Source organism: Chryseolinea lacunae (genome assembly GCF_016735595.1).
GTDB lineage: Bacteria > Bacteroidota > Bacteroidia > Cytophagales > Cyclobacteriaceae > Chryseolinea > Chryseolinea lacunae.
The window spans coordinates 13,914-39,270 of record NZ_JAERRB010000009.1 but is presented as its reverse complement, the minus strand read 5'-3'; the positions used below and the strand labels follow the sequence as shown (position 1 = coordinate 39,270).

Annotated in this window: 18 protein-coding genes; 8 read left to right on the top strand and 10 right to left on the bottom strand. The window is 52.8% G+C overall.

What is annotated here, in order from left to right; all coding sequences use genetic code 11:
* From JI741_RS22255 to JI741_RS22240, 4 genes are all read left to right on the top strand, one after another.
* Nucleotides 1-1,461 (top strand): mandelate racemase/muconate lactonizing enzyme family protein, encoded by a 1,461-nt coding sequence (locus JI741_RS22255; protein ID WP_202013628.1) that lies wholly within the window; start codon nucleotides 1-3, stop codon nucleotides 1,459-1,461.
* A 105-nt stretch (nucleotides 1,462-1,566) separates the two neighbouring features.
* The gene (locus JI741_RS22250) at nucleotides 1,567-2,679 is read left to right on the top strand and encodes a bile acid:sodium symporter family protein (RefSeq protein WP_439647554.1); all 1,113 of its coding nucleotides are present in this window, start codon (nucleotides 1,567-1,569) and stop codon (nucleotides 2,677-2,679) included.
* An 87-nt stretch (nucleotides 2,680-2,766) separates the two neighbouring features.
* Entirely contained in the window at nucleotides 2,767-3,702 is a 936-nt protein-coding gene (locus JI741_RS22245) for a ribose-phosphate diphosphokinase (RefSeq protein ID WP_202013626.1), read from the top strand.
* Between the two features lie 620 nt (nucleotides 3,703-4,322).
* The gene (locus tag JI741_RS22240; protein ID WP_202013624.1) at nucleotides 4,323-5,852 is read left to right on the top strand and encodes a sensor histidine kinase; all 1,530 of its coding nucleotides are present in this window, start codon (nucleotides 4,323-4,325) and stop codon (nucleotides 5,850-5,852) included.
* 24 nt (nucleotides 5,853-5,876) lie between these two features.
* On the opposite strand, the gene JI741_RS22235 is transcribed toward JI741_RS22240, so the two are convergent.
* Nucleotides 5,877-6,764 carry an outer membrane beta-barrel protein gene (locus tag JI741_RS22235; RefSeq protein WP_202013622.1) on the bottom strand — a complete coding sequence of 296 codons (888 nt, stop codon included), beginning with the start codon at nucleotides 6,762-6,764 and terminating at the stop codon, nucleotides 5,877-5,879.
* 156 nt (nucleotides 6,765-6,920) lie between these two features.
* On the opposite strand from JI741_RS22235, the gene JI741_RS22230 reads away from it, so the two are divergent.
* The gene (locus tag JI741_RS22230) at nucleotides 6,921-8,903 is read left to right on the top strand and encodes an LTA synthase family protein (RefSeq protein WP_202013620.1); all 1,983 of its coding nucleotides are present in this window, start codon (nucleotides 6,921-6,923) and stop codon (nucleotides 8,901-8,903) included.
* 12 nt (nucleotides 8,904-8,915) lie between these two features.
* Here the strand turns inward: JI741_RS22230 and JI741_RS22225 are convergent, their stop codons facing one another.
* The gene (locus JI741_RS22225; protein WP_202013618.1) at nucleotides 8,916-9,623 is read right to left on the bottom strand and encodes a YebC/PmpR family DNA-binding transcriptional regulator; all 708 of its coding nucleotides are present in this window, start codon (nucleotides 9,621-9,623) and stop codon (nucleotides 8,916-8,918) included.
* Between the two features lie 456 nt (nucleotides 9,624-10,079).
* Here JI741_RS22225 and JI741_RS22220 point away from each other — a divergent pair, with 456 nt between their 5' ends.
* The 3 genes from JI741_RS22220 to JI741_RS22210 all read left to right on the top strand — a co-directional run bounded on the left by JI741_RS22220 (nucleotide 10,080) and on the right by JI741_RS22210 (nucleotide 18,071).
* Nucleotides 10,080-15,848: a tandem-95 repeat protein gene (locus JI741_RS22220; RefSeq protein ID WP_369411840.1), complete on the top strand. Its 5,769-nt coding sequence runs from the start codon at nucleotides 10,080-10,082 to the stop codon at nucleotides 15,846-15,848.
* Nucleotides 15,849-15,854: 6 nt separating this feature from the next.
* A complete protein-coding gene (locus JI741_RS22215) occupies nucleotides 15,855-16,865 on the top strand; it encodes a PorP/SprF family type IX secretion system membrane protein (protein WP_202013614.1) in 1,011 nt (336 codons plus the stop codon).
* Nucleotides 16,866-16,931: 66 nt separating this feature from the next.
* Entirely contained in the window at nucleotides 16,932-18,071 is a 1,140-nt protein-coding gene (locus tag JI741_RS22210; RefSeq protein ID WP_202013612.1) for a DegT/DnrJ/EryC1/StrS family aminotransferase, read from the top strand.
* Between the two features lie 13 nt (nucleotides 18,072-18,084).
* Here the strand turns inward: JI741_RS22210 and truB are convergent, their stop codons facing one another.
* From truB to JI741_RS22170, 8 genes are all read right to left on the bottom strand, one after another.
* Entirely contained in the window at nucleotides 18,085-18,774 is a 690-nt protein-coding gene (gene truB, locus JI741_RS22205) for a tRNA pseudouridine(55) synthase TruB (RefSeq protein ID WP_202013610.1), read from the bottom strand.
* 7 nt (nucleotides 18,775-18,781) lie between these two features.
* Nucleotides 18,782-19,597, bottom strand: a complete 816-nt coding sequence (locus tag JI741_RS22200) for an undecaprenyl-diphosphate phosphatase (RefSeq protein ID WP_202013609.1) — start codon at nucleotides 19,595-19,597, stop codon at nucleotides 18,782-18,784.
* Nucleotides 19,598-19,667: 70 nt separating this feature from the next.
* Nucleotides 19,668-19,871, bottom strand: a complete 204-nt coding sequence (locus JI741_RS22195; protein ID WP_202013607.1) for a DUF3098 domain-containing protein — start codon at nucleotides 19,869-19,871, stop codon at nucleotides 19,668-19,670.
* A gap of 15 nt (nucleotides 19,872-19,886) precedes the next feature.
* A complete protein-coding gene (locus tag JI741_RS22190) occupies nucleotides 19,887-20,771 on the bottom strand; it encodes a cell division protein FtsX (protein ID WP_202013605.1) in 885 nt (294 codons plus the stop codon).
* Between the two features lie 154 nt (nucleotides 20,772-20,925).
* The gene (locus JI741_RS22185; RefSeq protein ID WP_202013603.1) at nucleotides 20,926-21,789 is read right to left on the bottom strand and encodes a hypothetical protein; all 864 of its coding nucleotides are present in this window, start codon (nucleotides 21,787-21,789) and stop codon (nucleotides 20,926-20,928) included.
* A gap of 5 nt (nucleotides 21,790-21,794) precedes the next feature.
* Nucleotides 21,795-22,334, bottom strand: a complete 540-nt coding sequence (locus JI741_RS22180; protein WP_202013602.1) for an RNA polymerase sigma factor — start codon at nucleotides 22,332-22,334, stop codon at nucleotides 21,795-21,797.
* An 89-nt stretch (nucleotides 22,335-22,423) separates the two neighbouring features.
* On the bottom strand, nucleotides 22,424-22,840 hold the full coding sequence (locus tag JI741_RS22175) for a DUF2147 domain-containing protein (RefSeq protein ID WP_202013601.1): 417 nt from the start codon (nucleotides 22,838-22,840) through the stop codon (nucleotides 22,424-22,426).
* Nucleotides 22,841-23,004: 164 nt separating this feature from the next.
* On the bottom strand, nucleotides 23,005-25,179 hold the full coding sequence (locus JI741_RS22170; protein WP_202013600.1) for a sodium-translocating pyrophosphatase: 2,175 nt from the start codon (nucleotides 25,177-25,179) through the stop codon (nucleotides 23,005-23,007).
* Between the last annotated feature and the right edge of the window lie 178 nt (nucleotides 25,180-25,357).

Sequence of the window (25,357 nt, the reverse complement as noted above, 5' to 3'; positions counted from 1 at the left end):
ATGAAGACACCGTCACAAACTTTTCTGGAACGGCTCGGATTAAAAGATCCCGTGACCGAAGTGAATGCTGCACAAAACCCGGGCAACGACCGCCGCGACTTCCTGAAGAAAGTCGGTGCCGGTGGCCTTATGCTGGGTGGTTTCATGTTCAGTCCCATCGAAGACACCATCGCGCAAGCCACCTCCAAGGTGAACAAAGCGTCGTCGCCTTCCGATCTGAAGATAACCGACATGCGTTTTGCCGTGGTCATGAACGGCCACGCGCGCTGCCCCATCATCCGGATCGATACCAACCAGGGCATATCGGGCCTGGGTGAAGTGCGCGACGGTGCCAGCTGGCGCTATGCCATGTTTCTGAAAAGCCGCATCATGGGCATGAACCCGTGCAGCGTGGAGCAGATCTTTAAACGCATCAAACAATTTGGCTTTCACGGACGCCAGGGTGGCGGTGTGTGCGGGGTGGAAATGGCCCTGTGGGATCTGGCAGGCAAAGCCTATAACGTGCCGGCCTACCAGCTGCTGGGCGGACGATACAGAGACAAAGTGCGCCTCTATGCCGACACCCCCGAAGGGGAGAACGAAGCCGACTTCGCCAACAAGGTGAACGTGCGCATGGTGGAACAAGGATTTACCTTCATGAAAATGGACTTTGGCATTGAGCTCCTGAAAGGCACACCAGGCACAACGGTGAATAGCAACTACTGGGATATTGGCCGCCAGTGGACCAACGAACCCATGACCTATGGCGGCACGGAGCACCCGTTCACACAAGTACAGATCACCGACAAAGGCCTTGATCTCATGACACAGCGCATCGCGTTTGTGCGCGAAAAAATTGGCTACGAAATTCCGTTGGCATCCGACCACTACGGTCACTTCGATCACAACAACGCCATCCGCCTTGGCCGCGCCGTAGAAAAATACAGACTTGCTTGGCTGGAAGATCTTATCCCCTGGAAGTTCACCGACCAATGGCGCCAGATCACCGAAGCCATCGAAACACCAACGCTGACGGGTGAAGACATTTATCTGAAAGAAGAATTCATAAAGCTGATCGACGCACGCGCCGTAGACCTCGTGCATCCCGACCTGGCCACATCGGGCGGCCTGTTGGAAACCAAGAAGATCGGCGACTATGCGGAAGAGCGCGGCGTGGCCATGGCCATGCACTTTGCAGGCACACCCATTTCGTTTATGGCCAACGTGCACTGCGCTGCCGCCACCCAGAACTTTGTGGCCCTCGAACACCACTCGGTGGACGTGGACTACTGGACCAGCCTGGTGAAAACCAAAAAGCCGATGATCGAAAAAGGATACGCCAACGTTCCGGATTCGCCCGGCCTGGGCATCGAACTGAATGATGACGTGGTGAAGAAACACCTTGACCCCGAAATGCCGGGCTATTTCGCGTCGTCGGCCGAGTGGGACAAAGACCGTTCATGGGACAGGCTGTGGAGTTGATTTATTAAATTTCTTACATTACATCTTTGCGTCTTTCCTCTTCAACCGGATGAGTGATCACCGAAAAAGGAGGGAAGACGCAAAGTCTTTAAACAGCCAGTACACATGAACAATCTCTTTTCGTCGAAGACGTTTTTCTTTCTCGCCATTCTTTTCATCATCGGCTATGTCGCCACCACGCTGATGGACCTTCACCAGTATGCAGGCTTGCTGCTCATGGGATTTTTTGTGATGATTGCCCTGGGCTTCCGCGGCTATGCACTGCTGAAGGGCTATTCGTATACCATCATGATTTTTGCTGCGGTGAGCGTGGCCATGTATTACCCGCAGTACTTTGTGACCGTGGGCGGATTCAAACTTTCGAAACTCATCGTGCCCCTGTTGCAGCTCATCATGTTTGGCATGGGCACGGCGTTGAGCTGGAAAGACTTTGCACGCGTCATGCAAATGCCGAAGGGCGTTATCGTGGGCGTGCTCTGTCACTACACCATCATGCCGCTGGTAGGTTGGACGGTGACTCAAATCTTTTCGTTCCCGCCCGAGATCGCCGCCGGCATCATCCTCATCGGCAGTTGCCCCAACGGGTTGGCGTCGAATGTGATGTCGTATCTGGCGCGGGCCAACCTCGCGCTGTCCGTAACCCTCACGGCCATCTCCACACTGCTTGCGCCTCTCATCACCCCCATGTTCATGAACCTGCTGGCAGGCCAGTATGTTGAAATCGACTTCTGGGTTATGGTGTGGGACATCACCAAGATCATTATCCTGCCCATTGGCGGCGGGTTGTTGTTTAACCATTTCCTGCATGGAAAATTTGCATGGCTAGATGCCGTGATGCCGTTGGTGTCTATGATCAGCATCGCGCTCATCATTGTGGTGATCACCTCGGCGGGAAGAGATTCCTTGCTGGTGGTTGGCCCGCTGTTGATCGTGGCGGTGCTGATGCACAACATCTCGGGCTACCTGCTGGGCTATTGGATTAGCCGCGGCCTGCGCATGTCGGAAAAAGACTGTCGAACGCTGGCCCTGGAAGTGGGCTTGCAAAACGGAGGTCTGGCATCGGGCATAGCGCTCACCATGGGCAAGCTTTCCACGGTAGGCTTAGCCGCCGCCGTGTTTGGCCCCATGATGAACATCACCGGCTCGTCGCTGGCCCTGTGGTGGCGTGGACGAACGCCGCCCGAAGACCAGGAAACCGACGCACACCATCACGCCTAGGTACCATTTTCCCGACGTCGAGTGAAGAGCGCATGATTTTTTTTGGATCGCGCTTCACAGACGTCGGGAAAGTTGGTAAATAGCCGCATGGAAAATTCTGTAAAGCTCTACACCACCTCCACCGCTGTTGCTTTAGGCGAAAAAATCGCCGCCGTTCTGGGCCTTCCCCTGCACTGTGTGCAATCCGAAAAGTTCTCGGACGGCGAAATGTCGGTGCGCTTCAACGAAAGCATACGCGGCCAGATGGTGTTTCTCATTGCCAAAGTGAACATGCCCTACGAGCACTTTTTCGAAATGCTCATGACGGTTGACGCGGCCCGCAGGTCATCGGCAAAAGAAGTGGTGCTCATCCTTCCATACTTGCCCCACAGTCGCCAGGAGCGTCGCGACGGCCAACGTACATCCATCTCGTCGCGCATGGTGGCCGACATCATCCAGCTGATGGGCGCCGACCGAATCATCACCCTCGATCTGCACACAAACGCCATCGAAGGATTTTATAAGATACCCCTCGACCCGCTGTCGTCGCTTCGCCTGTTTGTGGACCACATAAAAAACTCAAACTTCGAACATCTGTGTTTGTGTAGCCCCGACTTCGGCGGCATCAAACGAATCCGCGAATACAAGAAACACCTCGATGCCGAAATGGTGGTGATTCACAAAGAGCGCCTCAAAGCCAACCAGATTGCCCACATGGAAATCATAGGAGAGGTGAAAGGCCGCAACATCATCATCGTCGACGACCTGGTGGATACCGCCGGAACACTCTGCAAAGCCGCCGACATTCTGATGGAACACGGCGCTTCGTCGGTGAGTGCCTATTGCACACACGGCGTGTTGAGCGGCCCCGCGTTGCAGAACATTCAGAACTCTTCGCTAAAGAAACTCTGTATTTCCGACACCGTTATTGAGAAAATTGAGCATCCCAAGATAGAAATCGTGAGTTGTGCCGATCTTCTGGCGCGTGCCATCGAACACTTAATCAGCAACAAGAGCCTGAGCACGCTTGACAAAGTGGTGTAAAGCCGTGTGAGATTTGTTAGAAAAAAACTGGCCCGGCGTCGACTGGGGTGGGTTGTTGTTGGGTATTTGACAAAGTGGGGGAAGAGCTTCAGTTTATCGATAGCCTGAACGTGTAATGGTTGATGCGTCACCAATTAGTTTAATCCTATCCAATTCTAATTTCTCAATTCTCTATACCATGTTGCGCTAATCTCATGCGCACATCAACACAACGAATGCTGCCGGTCATAAGAGCAAAACAAAAAAACACGAAAGCGGAACTTGTCGCACCGGGTTTCAGTTGAAGTAGTGTTCAGGAATTGAAACAGCACCCTAACGACTGTTTCGCTTTTGACGTCAGGATTCATCCCCGCTTCCAGGCGCCCAGGCCGGTTCACCAAGTATTTTCGAATCGAAGCATCCTAAGCCAGCGGTTTTCCGTTGAAAGCCCAATGTTCTGCAAATAAAACGTCCGATCATAATGTCCTCAAAAGTCGAAACCCTGCTGTATGCGCTGCATAGCGCCCTTTATCGTCTTTTCTTCAACCACAAACCAGCAGCGCTCCAGCCCGTGCGGGTGAGGGCCTGACGCGACACCAATTTAGAGACGGTTGAAAACTATTACCAAAACGACAAGCCGAATGACGATGTTGGAGCAGAGTGATGTGAGCGTATGGCAAGACATGTTCACGTCGATTATTGAGGATGCCGATTCGAATATACTTTTGATCGACGAAGAGTTTAAAGTGATCGGCCTCAACTCTGGTTTCTATTGGATCTTCTACGAAACCTATGGCATTGAACTGAAGAAGGGCAGCTCGCTGCTCAACGCCATGGAACCCAAGAACCCCAGGCTCACACACGAGTGGAAGGAGCGCTGCATGATTGCCCTCAGCGGAACACCCATCAAAGTAGAGGACGTTTTCGAAATCGATGGACGCAACTATTACTGGGAAATACATTTCAAGTCTAGCGCCCTGCCCGACGGTTCACAAGTCATCTCCGTGTTCAGCCGCGACATCACCGTGCGCAAGGCCTACCAGCGAAAAATCATCGAGAACGAAGCCAACCTTCGCTCCATTCTCAACACCATCGAAGACAGCATCTGGCTGATTAATGCCGATTATGAGCTGATCGATTTCAATAAAGAGTTCTATAAGAAATATAAGCTCGCCTTTGGCGTTAAGTTGGTGAAGGGCACCAGCATCCTCTCCTTGCTGCCCGACGACGCGCCCGAGCTGAAAGAAACCTGGCGGCAACGCTATGAAAGTGGATTGAAAGGAAGACCGGGAAAATATTATGATTCTATTCCGGTAGAGAACGAGTTGAGAAAGTATGAAATTAAAACGTACCCGATTGTGGAGAATGGAGAGGTAACAGGGCTGACCGTGTTTGCCCGTGACATTACGAATCAAACACGCGCCGAAGATCTGCTGAAAAAGCAGAACGAAGAATTAATCAAAATCAACTCAGAGCTCGACCGCTTTGTCTACAGCGCGTCGCACGACCTGCGCGCACCGCTCATGTCGGTAAAGGGCCTGCTGAACATGATCAAACGCGATCCGGACAAAGAGAACACCGAGCAATATCTCGAACTCATCGAGCGCAGTGTGAACAAGCTGGATCATTTCATTTCCGACATCATTCACTACTCACGCAATTCGCGTATGGAGATCATGCCCAAACGCATCGACTTCCACGAGCTGCTCGAAGAATCGATCGAGTCGCTCAAATTCATGGAAGGCGCCGAGCAGGTGAGGAGCATCAAAAACATCCAGGTGATGGCCCCGTTCTATTCGGACTACAGCCGCCTGCTGATGATCTTCAACAACATCATCGCCAACGCCGTGCGCTACAGAAACACGCGCACCGGGGCGGACTCCTTTTTGAAAATCGACATTTTTGCCAACGAAGAAACGGCGCTGATCCGTTTCACCGACAATGGCGTGGGCATCTCCGATGAGTATGTCGACAAGATCTTCAAGATGTTCTTTCGCGCCAACGCCGACAGCAAAGGCTCGGGCCTTGGCTTGTACATTGTGAAGGGAGCGATCGAAAAACTGGAGGGCACCATTCAGGTTCAGTCAAAGCTGGGCGAAGGCACGTCGTTCACCATTGAAGTGCCCAACGTGAAAATGACCGCCAGCACATCCGTTGCACCGGAACAATAGTCACAACAAAAACATTCAGGGGAATTATCCTCTGGGTTTTGACGTGCGCGTCTTCTGGCCGGGATAGCTCTTGGGCGTGAAGCGTTTGTGATTGCCCTTCAGGTTGCGCTTGCGTTCCTGGTCGCTTTTTTCGAAGTCGATGTAGCGTGAGATGCCGATGTTCAATTGAACAAACATGTCTCTCCGGCCTCCGGGCATGTCATAGAGGGTGGAGTTGCTGTTCAGTTTGGTGATGTAGGCGTCGGTGCGCGGGTCGAACAGACCATAGTTCACACGGCAATCGAACGACACGCGCCAGTGGTTCGATATGTCCCAGTCGGACCGGAAGCCCGCCGCGGCAAAAACCTGCAACGAACGGAAATCGGATTTGGCGCTGATCGGATAGTCTTTCACTTCGGGCACCATCACACCATCATACTGCACCGTGTATCCGGGTGGAAGGATGGAATACTTCTCTGTTGGAAAGTAGAGCTTTGTGTCTTTGTGGCTCACTATGTCCTTCCCGTCCATCAAAAACGCTCCGCTCAGCGACGCCAGGGCGCTGATCTTGAAAAATGAGAGGTTGAAAATGTGCACTTTGAAAGCTACCGGCACATTGAGATACTGAAGATTGATTTCGCGCAGGCCATCCTGCCCGCCCGATGTGTTAATAACGTAGAAATTTTGCCCCACATTGATAAGCCCCGGGCTCACCATGAAGCCAAAACGCTCATAGTCCATACCGAAATTGACCCCGATGGGTGCAAACTTCAATTCATAGCGGCCCTTGTAGCGGGGGTCGCGGTTAATGCCTTCGTCGTTGGTGAAGGCTGTGGTCATTCCCGTAAAAACTCCGAGTGACATGGAGTATTGCTGGGCCCACAGCGACGTGCTGCTGAGTACAAATACAATAGCGATACAAAACTTGCTCATTATGAACAGTTGTCATTAAAAAATGTGCTGAAAATACTCATTTAATCCCATTGTAAGGTAATGCACTTCCGTCCGTTGGTTTTTAACGCTGTTAATTGACAGTTAAAATTCTTTAAATTTTGCATTATTTCGCACAGCAATTTCAAGAGTCCACGCATGACAATACCCGATCGGAATTTTTTAGCCGGCTATGCCTGGCGAACCAACATCTACACCGCGCTCGCCCTTCGCCTTTTGCTTGTCATGTTCCTGCTGTCGTTGTGCCGGGTGGCCTTTTATATCTTCAATATAAATTTCTTTCCCGACATGACCATCGGAAAACTCGTGCCCCTGATGATGGGGGGCGTGCGGTTCGATCTGGTGACCATGCTCTACAGCAACCTCCTGTTCATCCTGCTGATGATTCTGCCGCTGAACCTGCGGTTCAACCGCTATTATCAATCCACGTTGAAATATGTTTTCTTCATCACCAATGGCATTGCCCTGGCCATGAACGTGGCCGATTTCATCTACTACCGCTTCACCCTGCGCCGCACTACTGCCGACGTGTTCCGGCAATTTGACAATGAAACAAACATGACCGGCCTGTGGATCCGCTTTGTGGTGGACTACTGGTATGCCACCGTTTTTCTCATTGCCCTTTTGGCGCTTATGGTTTTTTTATATAACCGCGTCAGCATTGCTGGCCCTCAGTTGAAGAACCGGGTTGCCAACTATGTGCTGGGAGGCCTGGCCGTTCCGCTCATCGCCTTGCTGGTGGTGGGAGGCATTCGCGGCGGGTTTGGCGAAAGCACACGGCCCATAACCCTGAGCAACGCCGGCGAGTATGTGAAGAACCCACGCGACATCAGCATCGTGCTCAACACACCTTTCGCGCTGATGCGCACCATGGGGCACACCAAACTGGTTCCCATCCGCTATTACGGCGACGCGGAACTGAAAGACATCTACACCCCGCTGCGCACACCCACCGACACGGCAGCCTTCCGCCCCGACAACGTGGTGGTGATCATCATCGAAAGTTTTTCGAAAGAATTTTTTGGCGTGTTCAATGCCGACAAGGAAGGCGGACGCTACAAAGGCTACACACCGTTTCTCGACTCGCTCATTCTGCACAGCCGCTCCTATGAATATTCGTTTGCCAATGGCCGCAAGTCCATCGATGGTCTGCCGTCGGTGGTGGCCAGCATCCCGTCGTTGGGCGTTCCCTACTTCCTGTCGCCCTATTCGGGAAACCGGATCAACAGCCTGGCGTCGTTGCTGAAGGAAAAACAGTATCACACCTCTTTCTTCCACGGCGCGCCCAACGGCTCCATGGGGTTTCAGGCGTTTATGAACCTGGCCGGGGTAGATGAATATTATGGCAAAACAGAATACAACAACGACGACGACTACGACGGCATCTGGGGAATCTGGGACGCCAAGTTTTTGCAGTTCTATGCCGACAAGCTGAACACGTTTCGGCAACCGTTCATGTCGTCGCTGTTCACGGTGTCGTCGCACCATCCGTTCAAAATTCCGGAAGAATATGAGGGACGTTTCAAGGGTGGTCCCCTGGTGATTCACAAGTGTGTGGAGTATACCGACTTTGCGTTGCGCGAGTTTTTTAAGAAAGTGTCGGCCATGCCGTTCTATAAGAACACGCTGTTTGTGATAACCGCCGATCATACCTCATCCGAAATCGAATTTGACGACGGTCGCACCGACCTGGGGTTCTATAAAATACCCATCATCTTCTTCAAACCCGACAACAGCCTGGCACAATACGACAAAGAGACTATTGTGGAGCAGATCGACATCATGCCCACCGTGCTGGGCTATCTCCACTACGACAAACCGTATGTGGCTTTTGGAAGAGATGCGTTTGCCCATGTCGGCGAACCTTTTGCTTTCAACTACAAAGACAATGCATACCAGCTGGTGGAAGGCGACTACTTGTTTCAATACGATGGCAACACGGCCATTGGCTTGTTCAGGTTCAAGACCGACGAGTTGTTGAAAGAGAACCTGGTGGCGCAGCATCTTCCGGTGCAGGATTCGCTGGAGCGAAAGATGAAGGCCATATTGCAGCAATACAACAACCGCATGATCGGCGACAGCCTCACGGTGAATGCAAAAATGAAATTGATCCCGCAGTAGGGCAGTGGCGAATCAGGCGAGGTTGTGATAGACGTTTTGCACGTCGTCGTCGGCCTCCAGCGCTTCCACACATTTCAGCACTTCGTCCTGTTGTTCTTCGGGAAGTTCTTTTGTGGTGTTGGGGATGTATTGGAGCTCGGAGCTTTTGGCTTCCAGTCCTTTCGATTCCAGGAATTTGAGCATGTGGCCAAACTCCGTGAACTTGGTGTAGATAATCAATTCCTCTTCACCTTTTTCGATGTCTTCGGCGCCCGCGTCAATGAGGTCGAGTTCGTATTCGTCGAGGTTCAGTTTGGAAGGGTCGAATTTGAACACGCCTTTGCGCTCGAACAAAAACGCCACAGAGCCAGAGTTGCCCATGGCCCCGTCGTTCTTGGAGAAATGAAGCCTGATGTTGGCCACAGTGCGCGTAGGGTTGTCGGTGGCACATTCCACCACGATGGGCACACCGTGAGGGCCATAGCCTTCGTAAACAACTTCCTGAAAGTCTTTCTCTTCTTTGGACGACGCCCGGCGGATGGCGGCTTCCACACGATCTTTGGGCATGTTCACACCCCGCGCATTCTGGATGCACATTCTGAGCTTTGGATTGTTTTCAGGCAGCGGTCCGCTTTGCTTCACGGCAATGGCAATGTCTTTGCCGATGCGGGAAAAAGCTTTGGCCATCCGGTCAAAGCGGGCAAACATCTTGTGCTTTCGTTTTTCAAATACTCGACCCATGCGAAACGTGTTTTTTAAAGGACAGGCAAAATTATAGGAGAACGGCAATTAGTCAAGGATTGCGTCAAGTTATTGGGAAATAAGGCGCCGCTAAAGTCAGCATCAACCCGGTCGGTAGCCCCATAGGTCAGAAGAATTTGCGGCTTTCGCGATACCAGCACCCCTCACTTTCCGAGTTTCTTGAGAAAAATGAAAAAATCATTTTTCCGGCGCAATCCTACATTAAAGGCCGGTAGTTGGGTTGTTTGGTTCAAAAGAATCCAAGGGATGCCTAAAATATTGTTTTTGAGCCTATAATGCCTGAAAACAGGAAGTTACCTTTAAAGAACGGATCGCATACAGTTCAGAAATTTCTTTACTTTTGTCGGTCTATAGTTTGCTAATATGCGTTTTCGACGCCAAATCTTACTTTCTTTCTTGCTTTGCGTTCTGTCGGGTTTCAACTACGGACAGATCGTGCCGGTTATTACTGGCCAAACCCCCGATCCCATAACGGTGGACGAAGATCAGCCCCTGGCCCTCGACATCACCAACATCGTGGTGGATGATGCCGACAGCGCCTTCCCGGAAGATTTTTCGTTGTCGGTGACCGAAGGACCGAACTACACAGTGGAAGGCACCACCATTATGCCCACCACAAACTTCAACGGCGCCCTGCCCGTGACCGTGGAAGTGAACGACGGCACCTCCGAAAGCAGTCCCTTCAACCTTAATGTGGTGGTGAACGCCGTAGATGATCCCCCGGAGATTGTCGGGCAAAGCAGCCTCACCACGCCCGAAGAAACGGCCATCAACATCAACGTTTCCGACCTGGTCATTACCGATCCCGATGCCGACATCAATTTCACCGTCGTTATTTCGCAGGGCGACGACTATACTTTTTCGGGTACCATCGTAACACCCAATCAGGATTTTACCGGACTGCTGAGTGTGAACGTGCAGGTTTCGGATGGAACAAGCCTTAGCGCTACCTATCCGTTGAAAATCAGCGTGACCCCGGTGAACGATGTGCCGGCCATTACAGGACAAAACACGGTGACGACGCTGGAAAATTTGCCACGCGCCATCCAGCCCACCGATCTTATTATATCCGATCCCGACGATTCTTATCCTGCCGGATTTTCCGTAGTAATATTATCCAATCCGAACTACAGTTTTCTGGGCAACATTGTGACACCCGCGCTGGGATTTTCCGGACCGCTCACCGTGCGTGTGCAGGTGAACGATGGCGATGCTCTTAGCAATATTTATAACCTCACCATGGACGTGACCGGCCTGAACGATCCACCGGTCATCATCGGGCAAAACACGGTGACGATGACCGAAGATCAGCCCCGGACGTTTGTGGTCACCGACGTGCTCATCCTCGATCTGGACGACACATACCCGGGTGGATTTACACTGACCGTGCTTCCGGGTACAAACTACAATTTTGTGAACAACACGGTGACACCCACCTCGAATTACAGCGGACCCCTCACGGTGAATGTGAAGGTGAACGATGGCGACAACGACAGCAACACCTTTGGTGTGGGCGTCACGGTGAATCCCGTCAACGATCCTCCCGCCATCAATGGTCAGAACCCCGTAAGTACGAATGAGGGGCAAGCCCGCGCGATTCAGTTCAGCGACCTTCTAGTGTCTGACATAGACAATTCCTATCCCACCGGATTCTCGTTGACAGTGCAGGGCGGAGCGAACTATACCGTGTCGGGCACCACCATCACACCCATCGGCGCTTTCAGCGGTACCCTAACTGTGAATGTGCAGGTGAACGATGGCGGACTGTCCAGCAACGTGTTTCCGCTCCAGGTAACGGTGGTGCCGGTGAACGATCCCCCCGTCATTTCAGGACAGAACGTTGTGTCGATGGCCGAAGATCAAACCCGCACGATCGCCGTCACGGACGTGTTGATCACCGATCCGGACGATACCTATCCCGGCGATTTCACACTAACGGTGCTTGACGGCACCAACTATACTCATGCGGGCAACGCCATCACCCCGGTATTGAATTTCACGGGCGCGCTCACCGTGAACGTGAGAGTAAACGATGGCCAGGTCGATAGCCCACCCGTGGGAATATCCGTAACCGTGACACCCGTGAACGACCCGCCGTCCATCACAGGCCAGGTGGCCGTGAGTACAAACGAAGATGTGGCCAAGGCGATTGTGATCGGGAACGTGGTTGTTTCTGATCCTGACAACACCACCTTCACACTCGTTGTGGAGGCGGGCACAGGCTATGCATTTTCCGGAAACACCATTACGCCCGCATCAAATTTTAATGGAATATTATCGGTGAACGTGCACGTGAACGACGGCGCATTGAACAGCCCCTCGTTTCCCCTGCAAGTGACCGTGGTTGCCGTGAACGACGCGCCGATCATTGCCAGCCAGGTGGCCTTGTCGACACCGGAAGAACAAGCCATCACGCTCGACTTTTCCGATCTGAACGTGACCGATGTGGACAACACCTACCCAACGGGTTTTACACTGACACCCACTGCCGGATCGAACTATTCGCTTTCCGGAAAAACCGTTACGCCTGCTGCCAACTTCACCGGTGTGCTCACCGTGAACACGACGGTGAATGACGGTTCGGCCAACAGCAACGTCTTTGCCGTGAAGATCACGGTCAATGCGGTGAACGATCCGCCCGTCATCAACAGCCAGTCGACACTGACGGTGGCCGAAGACAACTCCATACAACTCCAGCTCTCTCACTTCTCCGTGACCGATCCGGACAACACGTTCCCGACCGGATTTTCTCTCAGCGTTGGATCGGGGGCGAACTACCAGGTGTCGGGCACCACGGTGACGCCGGCAGCAAACTTCACAGGCACCTTGACCGTGCCCGTCACCATAAGCGACGGCAACGCATCCAGCGCGCCGTTCATGGCCACCATCACTGTCACGCCCGTGAACGATGCGCCAGAGATCACCGGGCAGTCTACACTCACCATTGCCGAAGTGCAACCTATTTCATTAACCCTTTCGCAACTGACGGTGTTTGATCCGGACAATACTTTTCCATCGGGCTTCACGCTCTTTGTGCTGGCGGGCGCAAACTATTCCGTTACGAACAATGTGGTGACGCCGGTGGCAAACTTCAGCGGCACCTTGCTGGTGAAAGTGTTTGTGAACGACGGTGCCTTGAACAGCCCCATCTACAACCTGCAGATCTCGGTGAATTCCACAAACGACCCGCCGCAGATCACCGGCCAGCAAACTTTATCGGTGAACGAAGATTCGCCCATCACCATTCAGCTGTCGAACGTCACCATTGTGGACCCCGACAATTCGCCAGGAGATTTTACACTCTCCGTACTGGCAGGCACGGGCTATACCTTCACCACCGCAAACGTCGTGACGCCGGCGCTCAACTTCAACGGTCAGCTTACCGTGAAAGTGAAAGTGAACGATGGCACGGTAGACAGCGCGCCCTTTAACCTGCTGGTGACCGTGAACCCCGTGAACGATCCGCCATCCATAACCAACCAGGTGGCGTTGTCGACTAACGAAGACACCCCGTTGACGCTTGCCGTTTCAAACTTCACCATCGTCGATCCCGACAACACATCGGGCTTTACGTTGAGCGTGGGCAATGGAACGAACTATGCCGTTTCGGGAAACATCATCACACCGGCGCAGAATTTTTCAGGCACACTCACCGTGCCGGTCACGGTGAACGATGGTTCGGCCAGCAGCGCCGTGTTTAACGCAACAGTAACCGTGAAGCCGGTAAATGACGGGCCAACCATCACAGGTCAGCTGGCCTTGTTCACGATAGAAGATACCCCCATCACGTTGCAGTTCACCGACCTCACGGTGACGGACGTAGACAATGCATATCCCACAGGCTTCTCACTTACGGTGCAACCCGGAACAAACTACACGTTCAGTGGCCGAACAGTCACACCGGCGGTCGATTTCAACGGCGTCATCAACGTGAATGTGGTGGTGCACGATGGAACAGTAGCCAGCCCGGTGTTTCAGGTGAAGATCACGGTGACGAACGATGCCGATGCACCAACCATCACGGGCCAAAACGCAGTGTCGGTGAATGAAGATGCAACCCGCGCCATCGAAGTAGCGGACCTTGTCATTAGTGATGCCGACAGCGGTCCGGGCGATTTCACGCTCACCGTCTTGCAAGGCACCAACTATGCAGTTACCGGAAACGTGATCACGCCCACGGCCAACTTCTTTGGAATCATCACCGTGAATGTTCGTGTCAACGACGGCACAGCGAACAGCAACACTTTCCCCTTGAAGGTGACGGTGGTGTCTGTGAACGACGCACCAACCTTCGATCCGCTGGCCGACATCGCACTGGCCGAAGACGCGCCGCCGCAGACGTTCACGATCAAAAACATTTCGCCGGGCCCACTGGAAACAGGACAGCAGGTTTCGGTCACCGTGGTGTCTGACAACACAGCATTAATACCTCAGCCTACTATTTCGGGATCTGCACCAACCATCACGGTGTCGTTCACGCCCCAGCCCAACGCATTTGGCACCGCCACCATCACGGTGAAAGTGCTGGACACGGACTTTGCCGAACTCACCAGAACGTTTACCATCACGGTGTCGCCGGTAAACGACGCGCCAACGCTCAATGCGATTGCCTACGGCCCCATACAGGAAGACACCGACTTGCAGGTGATTCCGCTGGAAGGAATATCGGCAGGAGCAGGAGAGGATCAGACTCTGGTGGTGACAGTCGTTACCAATAAGCCAGAGTTGTTTGATGTGTTTGAAGTGGTGTATGCCAGCCCGCAATCCACAGGCTCGCTGCGCGTGAAGCCAAAAGCCGACGCCAACGGCACGGCCCAGATCACGGTGCGTGTAGAAGACAATGGCGTATCCACGCCGGCGCCCAACGTCAACTTTATCACACGGGTATTCAACCTCGTGATCCAGCCTGTAAACGATCCACCGGTGTTCAACTCCCAACCGGTCATCCTCACAGAAGCCGGCAAGCCGTATGAATACATTGTCGAAGTGAGCGATGTGGAAGGTGATGCGATCACCATCACAGCTCCCATTAAACCCGCGTGGATGGTCTTCACGGCGCTGGGCAATGGAAAAGCCAGACTGTCGGGCACTCCCCCGCTAACGGCGTCGGGTCCGGTGGCGGTGAAACTGCAGGCTAAGGATGCTTCCAGTACGCTGGTGGATCAGGCGTATACCCTGGTCGTGAACTCGCGCCCTGTAATACAATCGTTCGCCATCAGCACACAGGAAGATACGCCCTATGCGTTCACCACGGGTCAGTTTGCCGCGGTGTTTGCCGATGCAGACGGTAACATTCTCAGCGAGGTGCAGATCACAAAAGTTCCATCGAGAGGAAACCTTACGGTGAAAAATGCCATTGTTTCGGAAGGCGATCGAATCACAGCGGCAGACCTGTCGACATTGAAATATGTGCCCGAGCAGGACTCCACCGGTGCGGACACGTTGCGTTGGGCGGCAAGCGATGGATTTTTGTACAGTCTTGCGGATGCTTATGTCGCCATTAAAGTGATCGGCGTAAACGATGCCCCCATCATCACACGCCTGGAATCGGATAGCTTGAAGTATGAACTGGGCAGTGAAATTCCCGTGTTCCTCACGCCAACCTTTGATGCTTACGATCCAGACAAGGACGACATTACCAGTGCAGAGATCGGCTTCCGCCAGGAGAACTACCGGCTGGCGAATGAGAAACTTATTTTCAACAACACCGCCAACATCAAGGGAACCTTCAATCCTAACTCGGGTGTGTTGAACCTCACGGGCAACGCCACGGCAAAGGAGTACGTGGAGGCTATACGCTCGATACGATACAACTATACCGAAGCCACCGACCTCACACTCGATTCGCGTAGCGTATACTTTACGTTGAGTGATGGCAAGAGCTTTAGTGAAACGAAAGACCGGGTCATCACCCTCATCTACACCTTCCGCGACCTCGACATCCCCACCACGTTCACCCCCAACGGCGATCTGGCAAACGAGACCTGGAACATCTATTCGCCCAATGGCACGGGGCAATATCAGGAGGCGCTCATTCGCATCTACAACAAGAAGGGAACCCTCTTGTTCGAAACAAAAGGACTCGACACCCCGTGGAACGGCATGTACAACGGCGAAGTGCTGCCGGTGGACACCTACTTCTACACCATCGATTTGAAATACAACAAGGTTCGTTACAGAGGAACTGTTACCATTTTACGATAAGGGCCCATGGGAAAATTTCTACGGATATTATTTTTGTGCATCACGGCGTCTACGGCAACGCTGGCGCAATACGTGCCCACCAGTGGTCAGCCGTTTCAGTTTGCACCCATCTACAATCCTGCGTTTGCCGGTGTGGAGGGGTACAAAGATTTGAAGTTTGCCTACCGTTATCAGTGGACAGCGTTTGGAAAGAACGCGCCCAAGTTCATCAACCTGTCGTATACCATTCGCCTGAAGGAACCGTTTGACCTGAACATGAATTCGGCCCGCACGGGAACCGACGATCAGGAAAAGAAAAACGAAGAGGTTCCCAACATCAAAAAAACCATTCACGGCTTCAGCATCAACGTGTTCAACGAAAGCTTTGGTGTGCTGAAGCGCCTCGGCGGCGGACTGACCTATGCGTTTCATTACCCGGTAGGAAAAAAAGCAAGACTCTCCACGGGCCTCAGCGTTTTGCTCGACAACACCCGCATCGATGTGAACAAACTTTACCTCGGCATAAACGCCCAACCCGATCCATTCTATGAAAGCATGGTGGCGAGCGGCGTGAGCCACACCAACCTCAACGTGCGCGCAGGCGTTTTACTTTATTCGCCCCGCTACTACGTGGGTGTGTCGTACCTGCCGCTGGTGAACAAAGATCTTAAAACGTCAGAAGCGGCGTTCAGCGACACGTTCTACACGGGTTCGTTGCAGGCGGGTGTTTCGTTTCCCGCCAGCGCCGTGGTGGACGTGAAGCCCAGCGTGCTTGCGCTGCTGCAAGAGAACAACAAACTCGTTATCGACTACAGTGTGAAAATCTACCTCGAACAAAAGCTCTGGTTTGGGGTGACCTATCGCGATGTGAAGAGCGCGGTGGGCATGGTGGGCTTTAACCTGAGCGAGCGTTTGGCAGCTTCCTATTCCTACGAATTCTCGTCGGGAGGCATGCAGCAATTCAGCAGTGGAAGCCACGACCTGGTGCTGGCCCTTCGCCTGAACAACCTGAAGCGACTCAGTCCACAGATCTGGTAATTTGCCGACGATTACCTTGGCTGTGTAAGGTGGATTCAGGGTGGAACATCTATATTTGCGTCCCGTATGACAAAAGAAAAAGTGTGGCTTTCCTCCCCTCACATGGGCGGGGAAGAAGCCAAGTTTGTGACCGAAGCGTTTGATACCAATTGGGTTTCGCCGGTCGGTCCGCACATCGTTGCGTTCGAAGAAGTATTATCCACTTACAACAGCATTGGTCATTGCGCGGCGCTCAGCTCAGGCACAGCGGCCATTCACTTGGCGCTGATTATTTTGGGCGTGAAACAGGGCGACGAAGTGATTTGCTCTTCGTTCACTTTTTCCGGATCGTGCAACCCGATTGCCTACCAGCTTGCTACCCCCGTTTTTGTCGACTCTGACACCAGCACCTGGAACATGGACCCGGACCTGCTGGAACAAGCCATCCAGGATCGCCTGAAGAAAACAGGCAAAAAGCCCAAGGCCATCATCATCGTTCACCTCTACGGCACGCCTGCGCGCATAGAAGCTATTATGGACATCGCGAAGCGGCACAACATTCCCGTTATTGAAGACGCCGCCGAGGCACTTGGCGCGACGTATAAAGGAAAAAAACTAGGAACGTTTGGCGACCTGGGCGTCTATTCGTTCAACGGCAACAAGATCATCACCACGTCGGGTGGCGGTGCACTGGTGTCGGAAAATGAAGCGTGGATAAAGAAGGCCCGGTTTCTGGCAACGCAAGCTCGCGACGCAGCGCCCCACTACCTCCACAGCGAGATTGGCTACAACTATAGACTCAGCAACATTTGCGCAGGCATTGGCCGTGGGCAGATGATGGTGCTGGATGAACGCGTGCGTCAGCGCCGCGATAATTTTGAATTCTACACCCGCGAACTCGGAACGTTGCCGGGTGTCTATTTCCTGCCGGAACCCGAACACAGCTTCAGCAACCGTTGGCTCACCACATTGCTGATCGATCCAGCACAAACAGGAGGTGTGACCCGCGAAGATATCCGTCTGGCATTGGAGGCCGCCAACATCGAGAGCCGCCCGTTGTGGAAGCCGATGCATACACAACCGGTGTTCAAAGATGCGCCCTCGTATGTGAACGGTGTGTCTGAAAAACTTTTTGATCAGGGCTTGTGTCTGCCTTCGGGCTCCAACTTGCCAACAGCCGACCGAAGCCAGGTGGTGGAGATCATCAAGAAGGTGTTAAAGAAGTAAGCTGCAATTTTTTTTAGGCCTCCGGATCGGCCACGGGCTGGGGAAGGGGGCCAATTTCTTCTACCGTCAGCGCATCCGTTAATCTGAATTCGCCAATGCGTGTGCGGCACAGTTCGGCCAGGTAAGCACCGGTTTGCAGGGCTTCGCCAAAATCGCGGGCAATGCTGCGGATGTACGTGCCCTTGGAACACACAATTCTGAATCCTACTGCCGGCAGTTGCACATGCGTGATGTCGAACGCCTTGATTTCAATTTCGCGGGGTGTCAGTTCAATAGACTTGCCGGCCCGGGCAAATTCATAGGCCCGCTTTCCGCCGATGCGTATTGCAGAATGTTGTGGAGGCAGTTGTTGAATCTTTCCCAGGAAGCTGCGCGCGGTGTCGTGTATGCGATCCGTTGTGATGGCGCTAATGTCTTTTTTTTCGGAGACTTCGGTTTCCAGGTCGAACGATGGTGTGGTTTGGCCGATAACAAACGTGCCCGTATATTCTTTCTCTTGCGCCATGAACTCTTCGATGCGCTTGGTCATTCTGCCTACGCACACAATGAGTAGCCCGGTGGCCAGCGGGTCCAGCGTTCCGGCATGACCTACTTTTTTTGTTTTGAGTTTATAGCGCAGCTTGTTCACCACATCGAACGACGTCCAGCGAAGGGGCTTGTTCACCAGCAGCACACGGCCCGGATCGGTAGGTTGAGTGCTCATAAAAATATCACACGATGGTAAGCCCCACGCCCAGGTAGTACAACACCAGAATGGCTACGCCTACGATAATGCGATAATAGCCAAACACCTTGAAACCGTTGCGCGTGAGAAAGCTGATGAAAGATTTGATGGCCAATATGGCGACGATAAACGCCACGATATTGCCCACGGCCAGTAACGTGATTTCGTGCGACCCGAACGATCCTCCTTCGCCATAGAACTTATACATTTTATAGAGCGTAGCAGCAAACATGGTAGGCACAGCGAGGAAGAACGAGAATTCTGCCGCAGTCTTCTTGGTGAGTTTTTGCGTGAGCCCGCCAATGATGGTAGCGGCCGAACGCGACACGCCGGGAATCATGGCAATGGTTTGAAACACGCCGATCTTCAGCGCCGTCGGAAAGGTGACGGTTTCTGTGCCGTTGGTTTCATTGGCATGGAAAATCTGATCGAGGAATAAAAAGAAAATACCTCCGGCCACAAGCATATACCCCACAACATCGACACGTTCAAGAAGGGCATCGATGTAGTCGTTGAGCAACAGTCCGGCGACGGCTGCAGGAAGAAAGGCGACCAGCAGTTTGAGATAAAAGAACAAGGTGTCTTTGAACGACTTGGCGTCAGGCAAAAAACGTTTCCAGTAGAGCACGATCACCGATAGAATGGCGCCGAATTGAATGGCCACGGTAAACATTTTGGTGAACGGATCGGAGGCAATGCCCATCAGCGATGAACCAATGATCATGTGCCCGGTAGAAGACACAGGCAGAAATTCGGTGATGCCTTCAATGATGGCCAGCACAATGGCTTGAAAAATAGACATGGCACGTTAAAAGGTTGGTGCGTTGAAAGTCAGCAGAAGGAGCGGCGCGCGATGAGCAACCCGCGCGATATTATTTCGAAGGCTTGTGCAGAATGGCCACGATCTCGATCACAAAGCCGGCCATCACAATGATGGGGCCAAGCGTCAATCCAAGAAGTCCGAAGCCGTGTTGCTCCTTGTCGAGGCTCATCACAATGAAGCCAAACACCAGGGTCAGCACCCCGATGATCATCAGTTGGTAATTTTTCTTTCCGAAGGGAAGTTTGCTTTGCATGTGCGGTATCGGTTATCAGTAAAGTTCGTCTAAAGACATTCTCAAGTAGCGGCGAATGGAGAAGAAGGTGCTCAGCACGGCCACAATCATGCCGATCACCAGCAGCGCACCCAGCAGCGCCATAAACTGCGTTCCATTGTGAAGAATGGAAAGGTCTGCGATTTTCGACTGTGCATAGTTCGACAGGCTCCAAAGCATGGCTGCCGACATCAATCCCGCCAGCAAGCCATAGCCCGCCGCGCGCAACAAAAACGGGCGGAGAATGAACCACTTGCGTGCCCCCACCAGTTGCATGCTGCGAATGAGGAAACGCTGCGAGAACAACGCGATGCGCAGGGTGTTGTTGATGAGCAGCACCACTGTGAGCAATAACACCGAAATGAGCCCCAACAGAATCAATCCGATTTTAGTGACGTTGCTGTTCACCGAATCGATCAGCGCTTCCACATAGAACACCTGAAAGACGCCGTTCATTTTCTGAATGTCGCCTTTAATCTTTTCCATTTCCGGCAGCGAATGAAAGTTGCGGTCAATGCTCACCATGTAGGCATCGTGCAGCGGGTTGTCGCCAATGAATTTGATGAAGTCTTCGCCGGTTTCGGCAATGAATTTTTTGGCGGCCTCGTCTTTCGAAACATACTCCACGCCACGTCCGCCTTCCTTGTTCACATATTCCTGCGACAGCAGTTTGTTTTCAATCTGAAGCCGTTGTGTTTCCGTGAGATTGGATTTGAGATAGACCTGCATGCGGATGTTAAGGCGCACCTGCTCTTCGAGCTCTTTCGAGTACAGAATGAGCACGCCAAACACCCCGATCACCAGCAGGGCCAATGTGATGCTGATCACCACACCGGTGGCCGGGTAGCCACCCAATTTCTTTTTATGCCTTGGTTTCTCCATGCGAAGGCGTAAAGGTAGAAGAAAATCTTGAATCGTGCGAAGCGTTGACAGGGCCTGACGGCCTGGAAAGCGACAAACGGCGGCTTTGCAATGTGAACTGAAAGCAAAAGCCCCGCCCCGACATGTCGGGGCGGGGCTTCCGGGTTTGGGTTGTTTAATGCTTGCGGTATTCCTTCAGCTTCTTCAGCAACTCGGGGTCTTTGATGGGGGTCAGCGACCGGATCTTGTCGCCCTCGTCGTTCAGCTGGTAGTAGTTGCTGTTGTAGAAGAGGAATGTGGTGCGTTTGTTATCAGTAAAGAACTCCAGGATCTCGTAGAGGTTCTGTTCGAACGGCCCGTAGAGCATCAGTTTGTTTTCTTTCAACTGATAGTGGAAGGTATACTTCTTGTTGTTGGTGTCGGTTTCCACCACGATGCGCGATTTGCTCGATACCACAGCAGGGGCTGCGTCGTCGGTTTTAGCGGGCGAGGTGTTTTCGGCGGTCTCCGAAGGATCGAATGGTTCGAGGGCCTTGCGCTCTTCGGGTTTAACGTCGGCTTGTTGTGTCTTTGCAGCGGGCTTCTCATCGGCCTTGCGAAGGGTGGCGGCGGGTACTTCTGCCGGCACGGTCACTTCTTCGGGCTTGGGTTGTGCTTCGGGGGCCACGGCATCCTGCTTCATCTCTATGGGGGCCGTCACGGTGGCGGTCTCTGCAGAGGCCACGGTGTTCTCGCTAGGGCGGAGGTAGAAGTAAAGTCCGGTTGCCACAACGCCTGCGGCAACGGTCCAAAGACCCACGCGCACCAGCAATGAAGGTCCTGCTGAGGGCAGCGACGACAGGGGAACGTTTTTCAACAGCTGTTTCAGTTCGGCCGCACGCGCCGTGCGAAGGCCTTCGGCGATCTGCTGCTGCACGTTCAACTCCTTCCGGAGCGCTGCATCATCGGCAAGCTTTTGTTCAAAAGCGGCTTTGTCTGCGGCGTTCAGGCGGTTGCCCACATAGTGGTCCAATGCTTCAAAATCTTTCTCTGATACCATATTCCCTAATCTAAAAAGTCTTGCTCCGAATACTGGGCTTTGACAAGTTCATCTAATTTCTTTTTACACTTATATTTTTTCGTTTTCGCCGTGTCGGTGTTGGCGAACCCGAGTTTGTCTGCTATGTCCTGCATCGACATCTCCTCGAAGTAGTAATACATCAAAACCTTTTTACAGGTGTCTCCAAGTTGGTCGATGCAACGCGCCATAATCTTTTCGCGTTCGGCCGTGTCTGTATCTAACGTTACGGCAGCATCTTTTTCTTCATTGGAGAGGCGTTTTTTTCGATCGAGCTCCTTCCGCCACAAATTCTGACAGATGCTGTAGATGTATGTGCTCATCTTCGAGGTCAACACCAGGTTGCCCGAAGTAGCTTTTTGCCAGAACACAATCAGGGCGTCCTGATACACGTCGCGCGCCTCTTCCTCTGTGCCACTGTTGGAAATGACCAGCTTGGTCATCATCCGGTAATATTTCTGATACAAGAACTCAAGAGCCTTTTCATCGCCTTTGCAAATGCGTTCGAAGATCTCCTTTTCGTTCATGCTTGAGTTCGACCTGAATACCATAATTTAATGGCTTAGTAACCCTACGTATGCTGTTTTTTTAGAATTTGCCCCGTGCCGGGACGGCCTCAGGAGCCTTTGACCCAGGTTTGGGTGCGGTACAGGAAGCCCCAATATCCTCTGACTTTCAAGTCTTTACCGTCCACCCAAAGTTTGCACCGATACACTTTTCCGTCTTCGGGATCCAGAATGGTGCCTTCTGAAAATTCCCCATCCTTTTCCTTGAGATTCTGGATGATTTCCATGCCAATGATCTTCTTGCGATAGCGCGGGTCTCCTTCATCACATTTCTCGCAGATGGGGTCAGGGTCCTGCTCGTTAAAGATCTTCACCACTTTTCCATAAAACGCTCCCTCGCGCTCATAGATCTCCACCACCGAGCGCGTTTCGCCGGTGCCGTCGTCAATCGTCTTCCATTTTCCGACAATGGTGGTTTGTGCGTGGCCGGCAAAGGCGATGAAGAATAGCGGCAGCAGTAATTTCATGCTTGAAAATAATGAATTACGACGCAGAAAGAAAAGCCACCGGAGCGGGAACCCCAGGAGTGGGGAGGGACAATGAATCATGTGGCGTCTAGGGGTTTGTAGCGGTGGAAAACAAAGAGGCCGTCTTTATGTAAAGACGGCCTCCTGTATAAAGTTCTTTCAGCTTACGGCGCTACAGTAGTTGTCACTTGCTCTACCACTGGCTTAACGTCTACAGCCTTAGCGGCAGCGTGGTCGTGTGTAGAGATGTGGGGAGCAATGATCAAGGCCACGATCGAAGTCAGTTTGATGAGGATGTTCATCGAAGGACCCGACGTGTCTTTGAATGGATCGCCCACGGTGTCGCCCGTTACAGACGCTTTGTGTGGCTCTGATTTTTTGTAGTAGATCTGGCCGTTGATTTCAACACCTTTCTCGAACGACTTCTTGGCGTTGTCCCATGCACCACCGGCGTTGGATTGGAACATGCCCATGAGCACGCCCGACACGGTAACACCGGCAAGCACACCACCCAAAACCTCAGGTCCGAAGGTGAAGCCAACAAGAACAGGCACCACCAGCGCGATGGCGCCGGGGGCGATCATTTCGCGGATCGATGCCTCTGTGGAGATGGCAACGCACTTTTCGTACTCAGGCTTGGCTTTGTATTCCATGATGCCCGGAATTTCGCGGAACTGACGACGCACTTCATTCACCATGTCCATGGCTGCACGACCCACGGCAGCGATCGCCAGCGACGAGAAGATGAATGGAATCATACCCCCCACAAACAGACCGGCCAATACCGGCGCTTTGTAGATGTCGATGGCCGTGATGCCCGACACACCCACAAAGGCGGCGAACAAGGCCAGGGAAGTCAGGGCAGCAGAAGCAATGGCAAAACCTTTACCAGTTGCTGCTGTAGTGTTTCCAACAGCGTCCAGGTTGTCGGTGCGATGACGAACTTCTTCGGGAAGCTGGCTCATTTCAGCAATACCACCCGCGTTGTCGGCAATAGGGCCGAATGCGTCGATGGCCAACTGCATGGCTGTGGTAGCCATCATGCCGGCAGCGGCAATGGCCACACCATACAATCCAGCAAAATAGTGCGAGCAAATGATACCGGCAGCCAACACAAAGGTGGGCAACACCGTCGATTCCATACCTACCGAAAGACCACCGATGATGTTGGTGGCGTGACCGGTTCCGGATTGGCGAATGATAGAGAGCACAGGGCGCTTGCCCATGGCGGTATAATATTCAGTGATGATGCTCATCAACGTTCCCACAACCAAGCCCACTACGATGGCCCAGAACACATCGTTCGAGGTGAAGGTGATGCCGCGGTGGACAAGTGTTTCGGGAAGCAAAAATTTAACGGCGAAGTAAGAAGCGATTGCCGTCATAACGATAGACGACCAGTTGCCGATGTTCAAGGCGTTTTGAACGCTGTCGGTTTCATTCTTGATGCGCACAAACCAGGTTGCCACAATCGAGAAGATGAGGCCGAGACCGGCAATCATCATGGGCAACAGGATAGGCGAGAGGCCACCGAACTTGTCGGCCGAGGCATCGATTTCCTGACCCAACACCATGGTGGCAAGAATAGTGGCCACGTAAGATCCAAAAAGATCGGCGCCCATACCGGCAACGTCACCTACGTTATCGCCTACGTTGTCGGCAATGGTGGCAGGGTTGCGAACATCGTCTTCGGGAATGCCGGCTTCTACTTTACCTACGAGGTCGGCACCAACGTCGGCTGCTTTGGTATAGATACCGCCGCCTACGCGGGCGAACAGGGCAATGGATTCAGCACCCAGCGAGAAACCCGCCAGCACTTCAATGGCACGCTTCATTTCCAGGCCGTTGATGGCGGCGCCTTCGGGAACGAAAATTTGATAGAGCACAATAAACAGTCCTCCTAATCCAAGCACGGCCAGACCCGCCACACCGATGCCCATCACAGAGCCGCCGGTGAACGATACTTTAAGCGCTTGTGCCAGGCTTGTGCGGGCCGCTTGTGTGGTGCGCACGTTGGCTTTGGTGGCGATCTTCATGCCCACATATCCCGCGAAAGCGGAAAGCACGGCGCCAAACAGAAACGACACGGCAATCAACGGAGAAGAGTCTGCCACCAGTGTGCCCGACCATCCCAAGAGAATGGCAGTGATCACAGCAAAGTAGCCCAGGATTTTCCATTCGGCTCTCAGAAAAGCCATGGCACCGTCGGCGATGTAGCCGGCCAGTTCTTGCATTTTAGGACTTCCTGCATCTTGCTTGGTGACCCAGGCAGATTTTATGGCCATAACGATGAGCCCAACAACGCCAAAGGCCGGGATGAGATATAGAATACTGTTCATGTTTATAATTTAGGATGTAGTTTACTTCTTAAAGATCAAGCTTTTAGCGGCTATGTCATTCCAAAAGAACCGCAAATATAGGAGAAGGATCTAAACACGCAAAAGGCGGGAGTGGCATGCCGGCTGCTTTATAGCGCAAACTTATCCACAAAACATCGCGCACAACCAAAAATCGCGA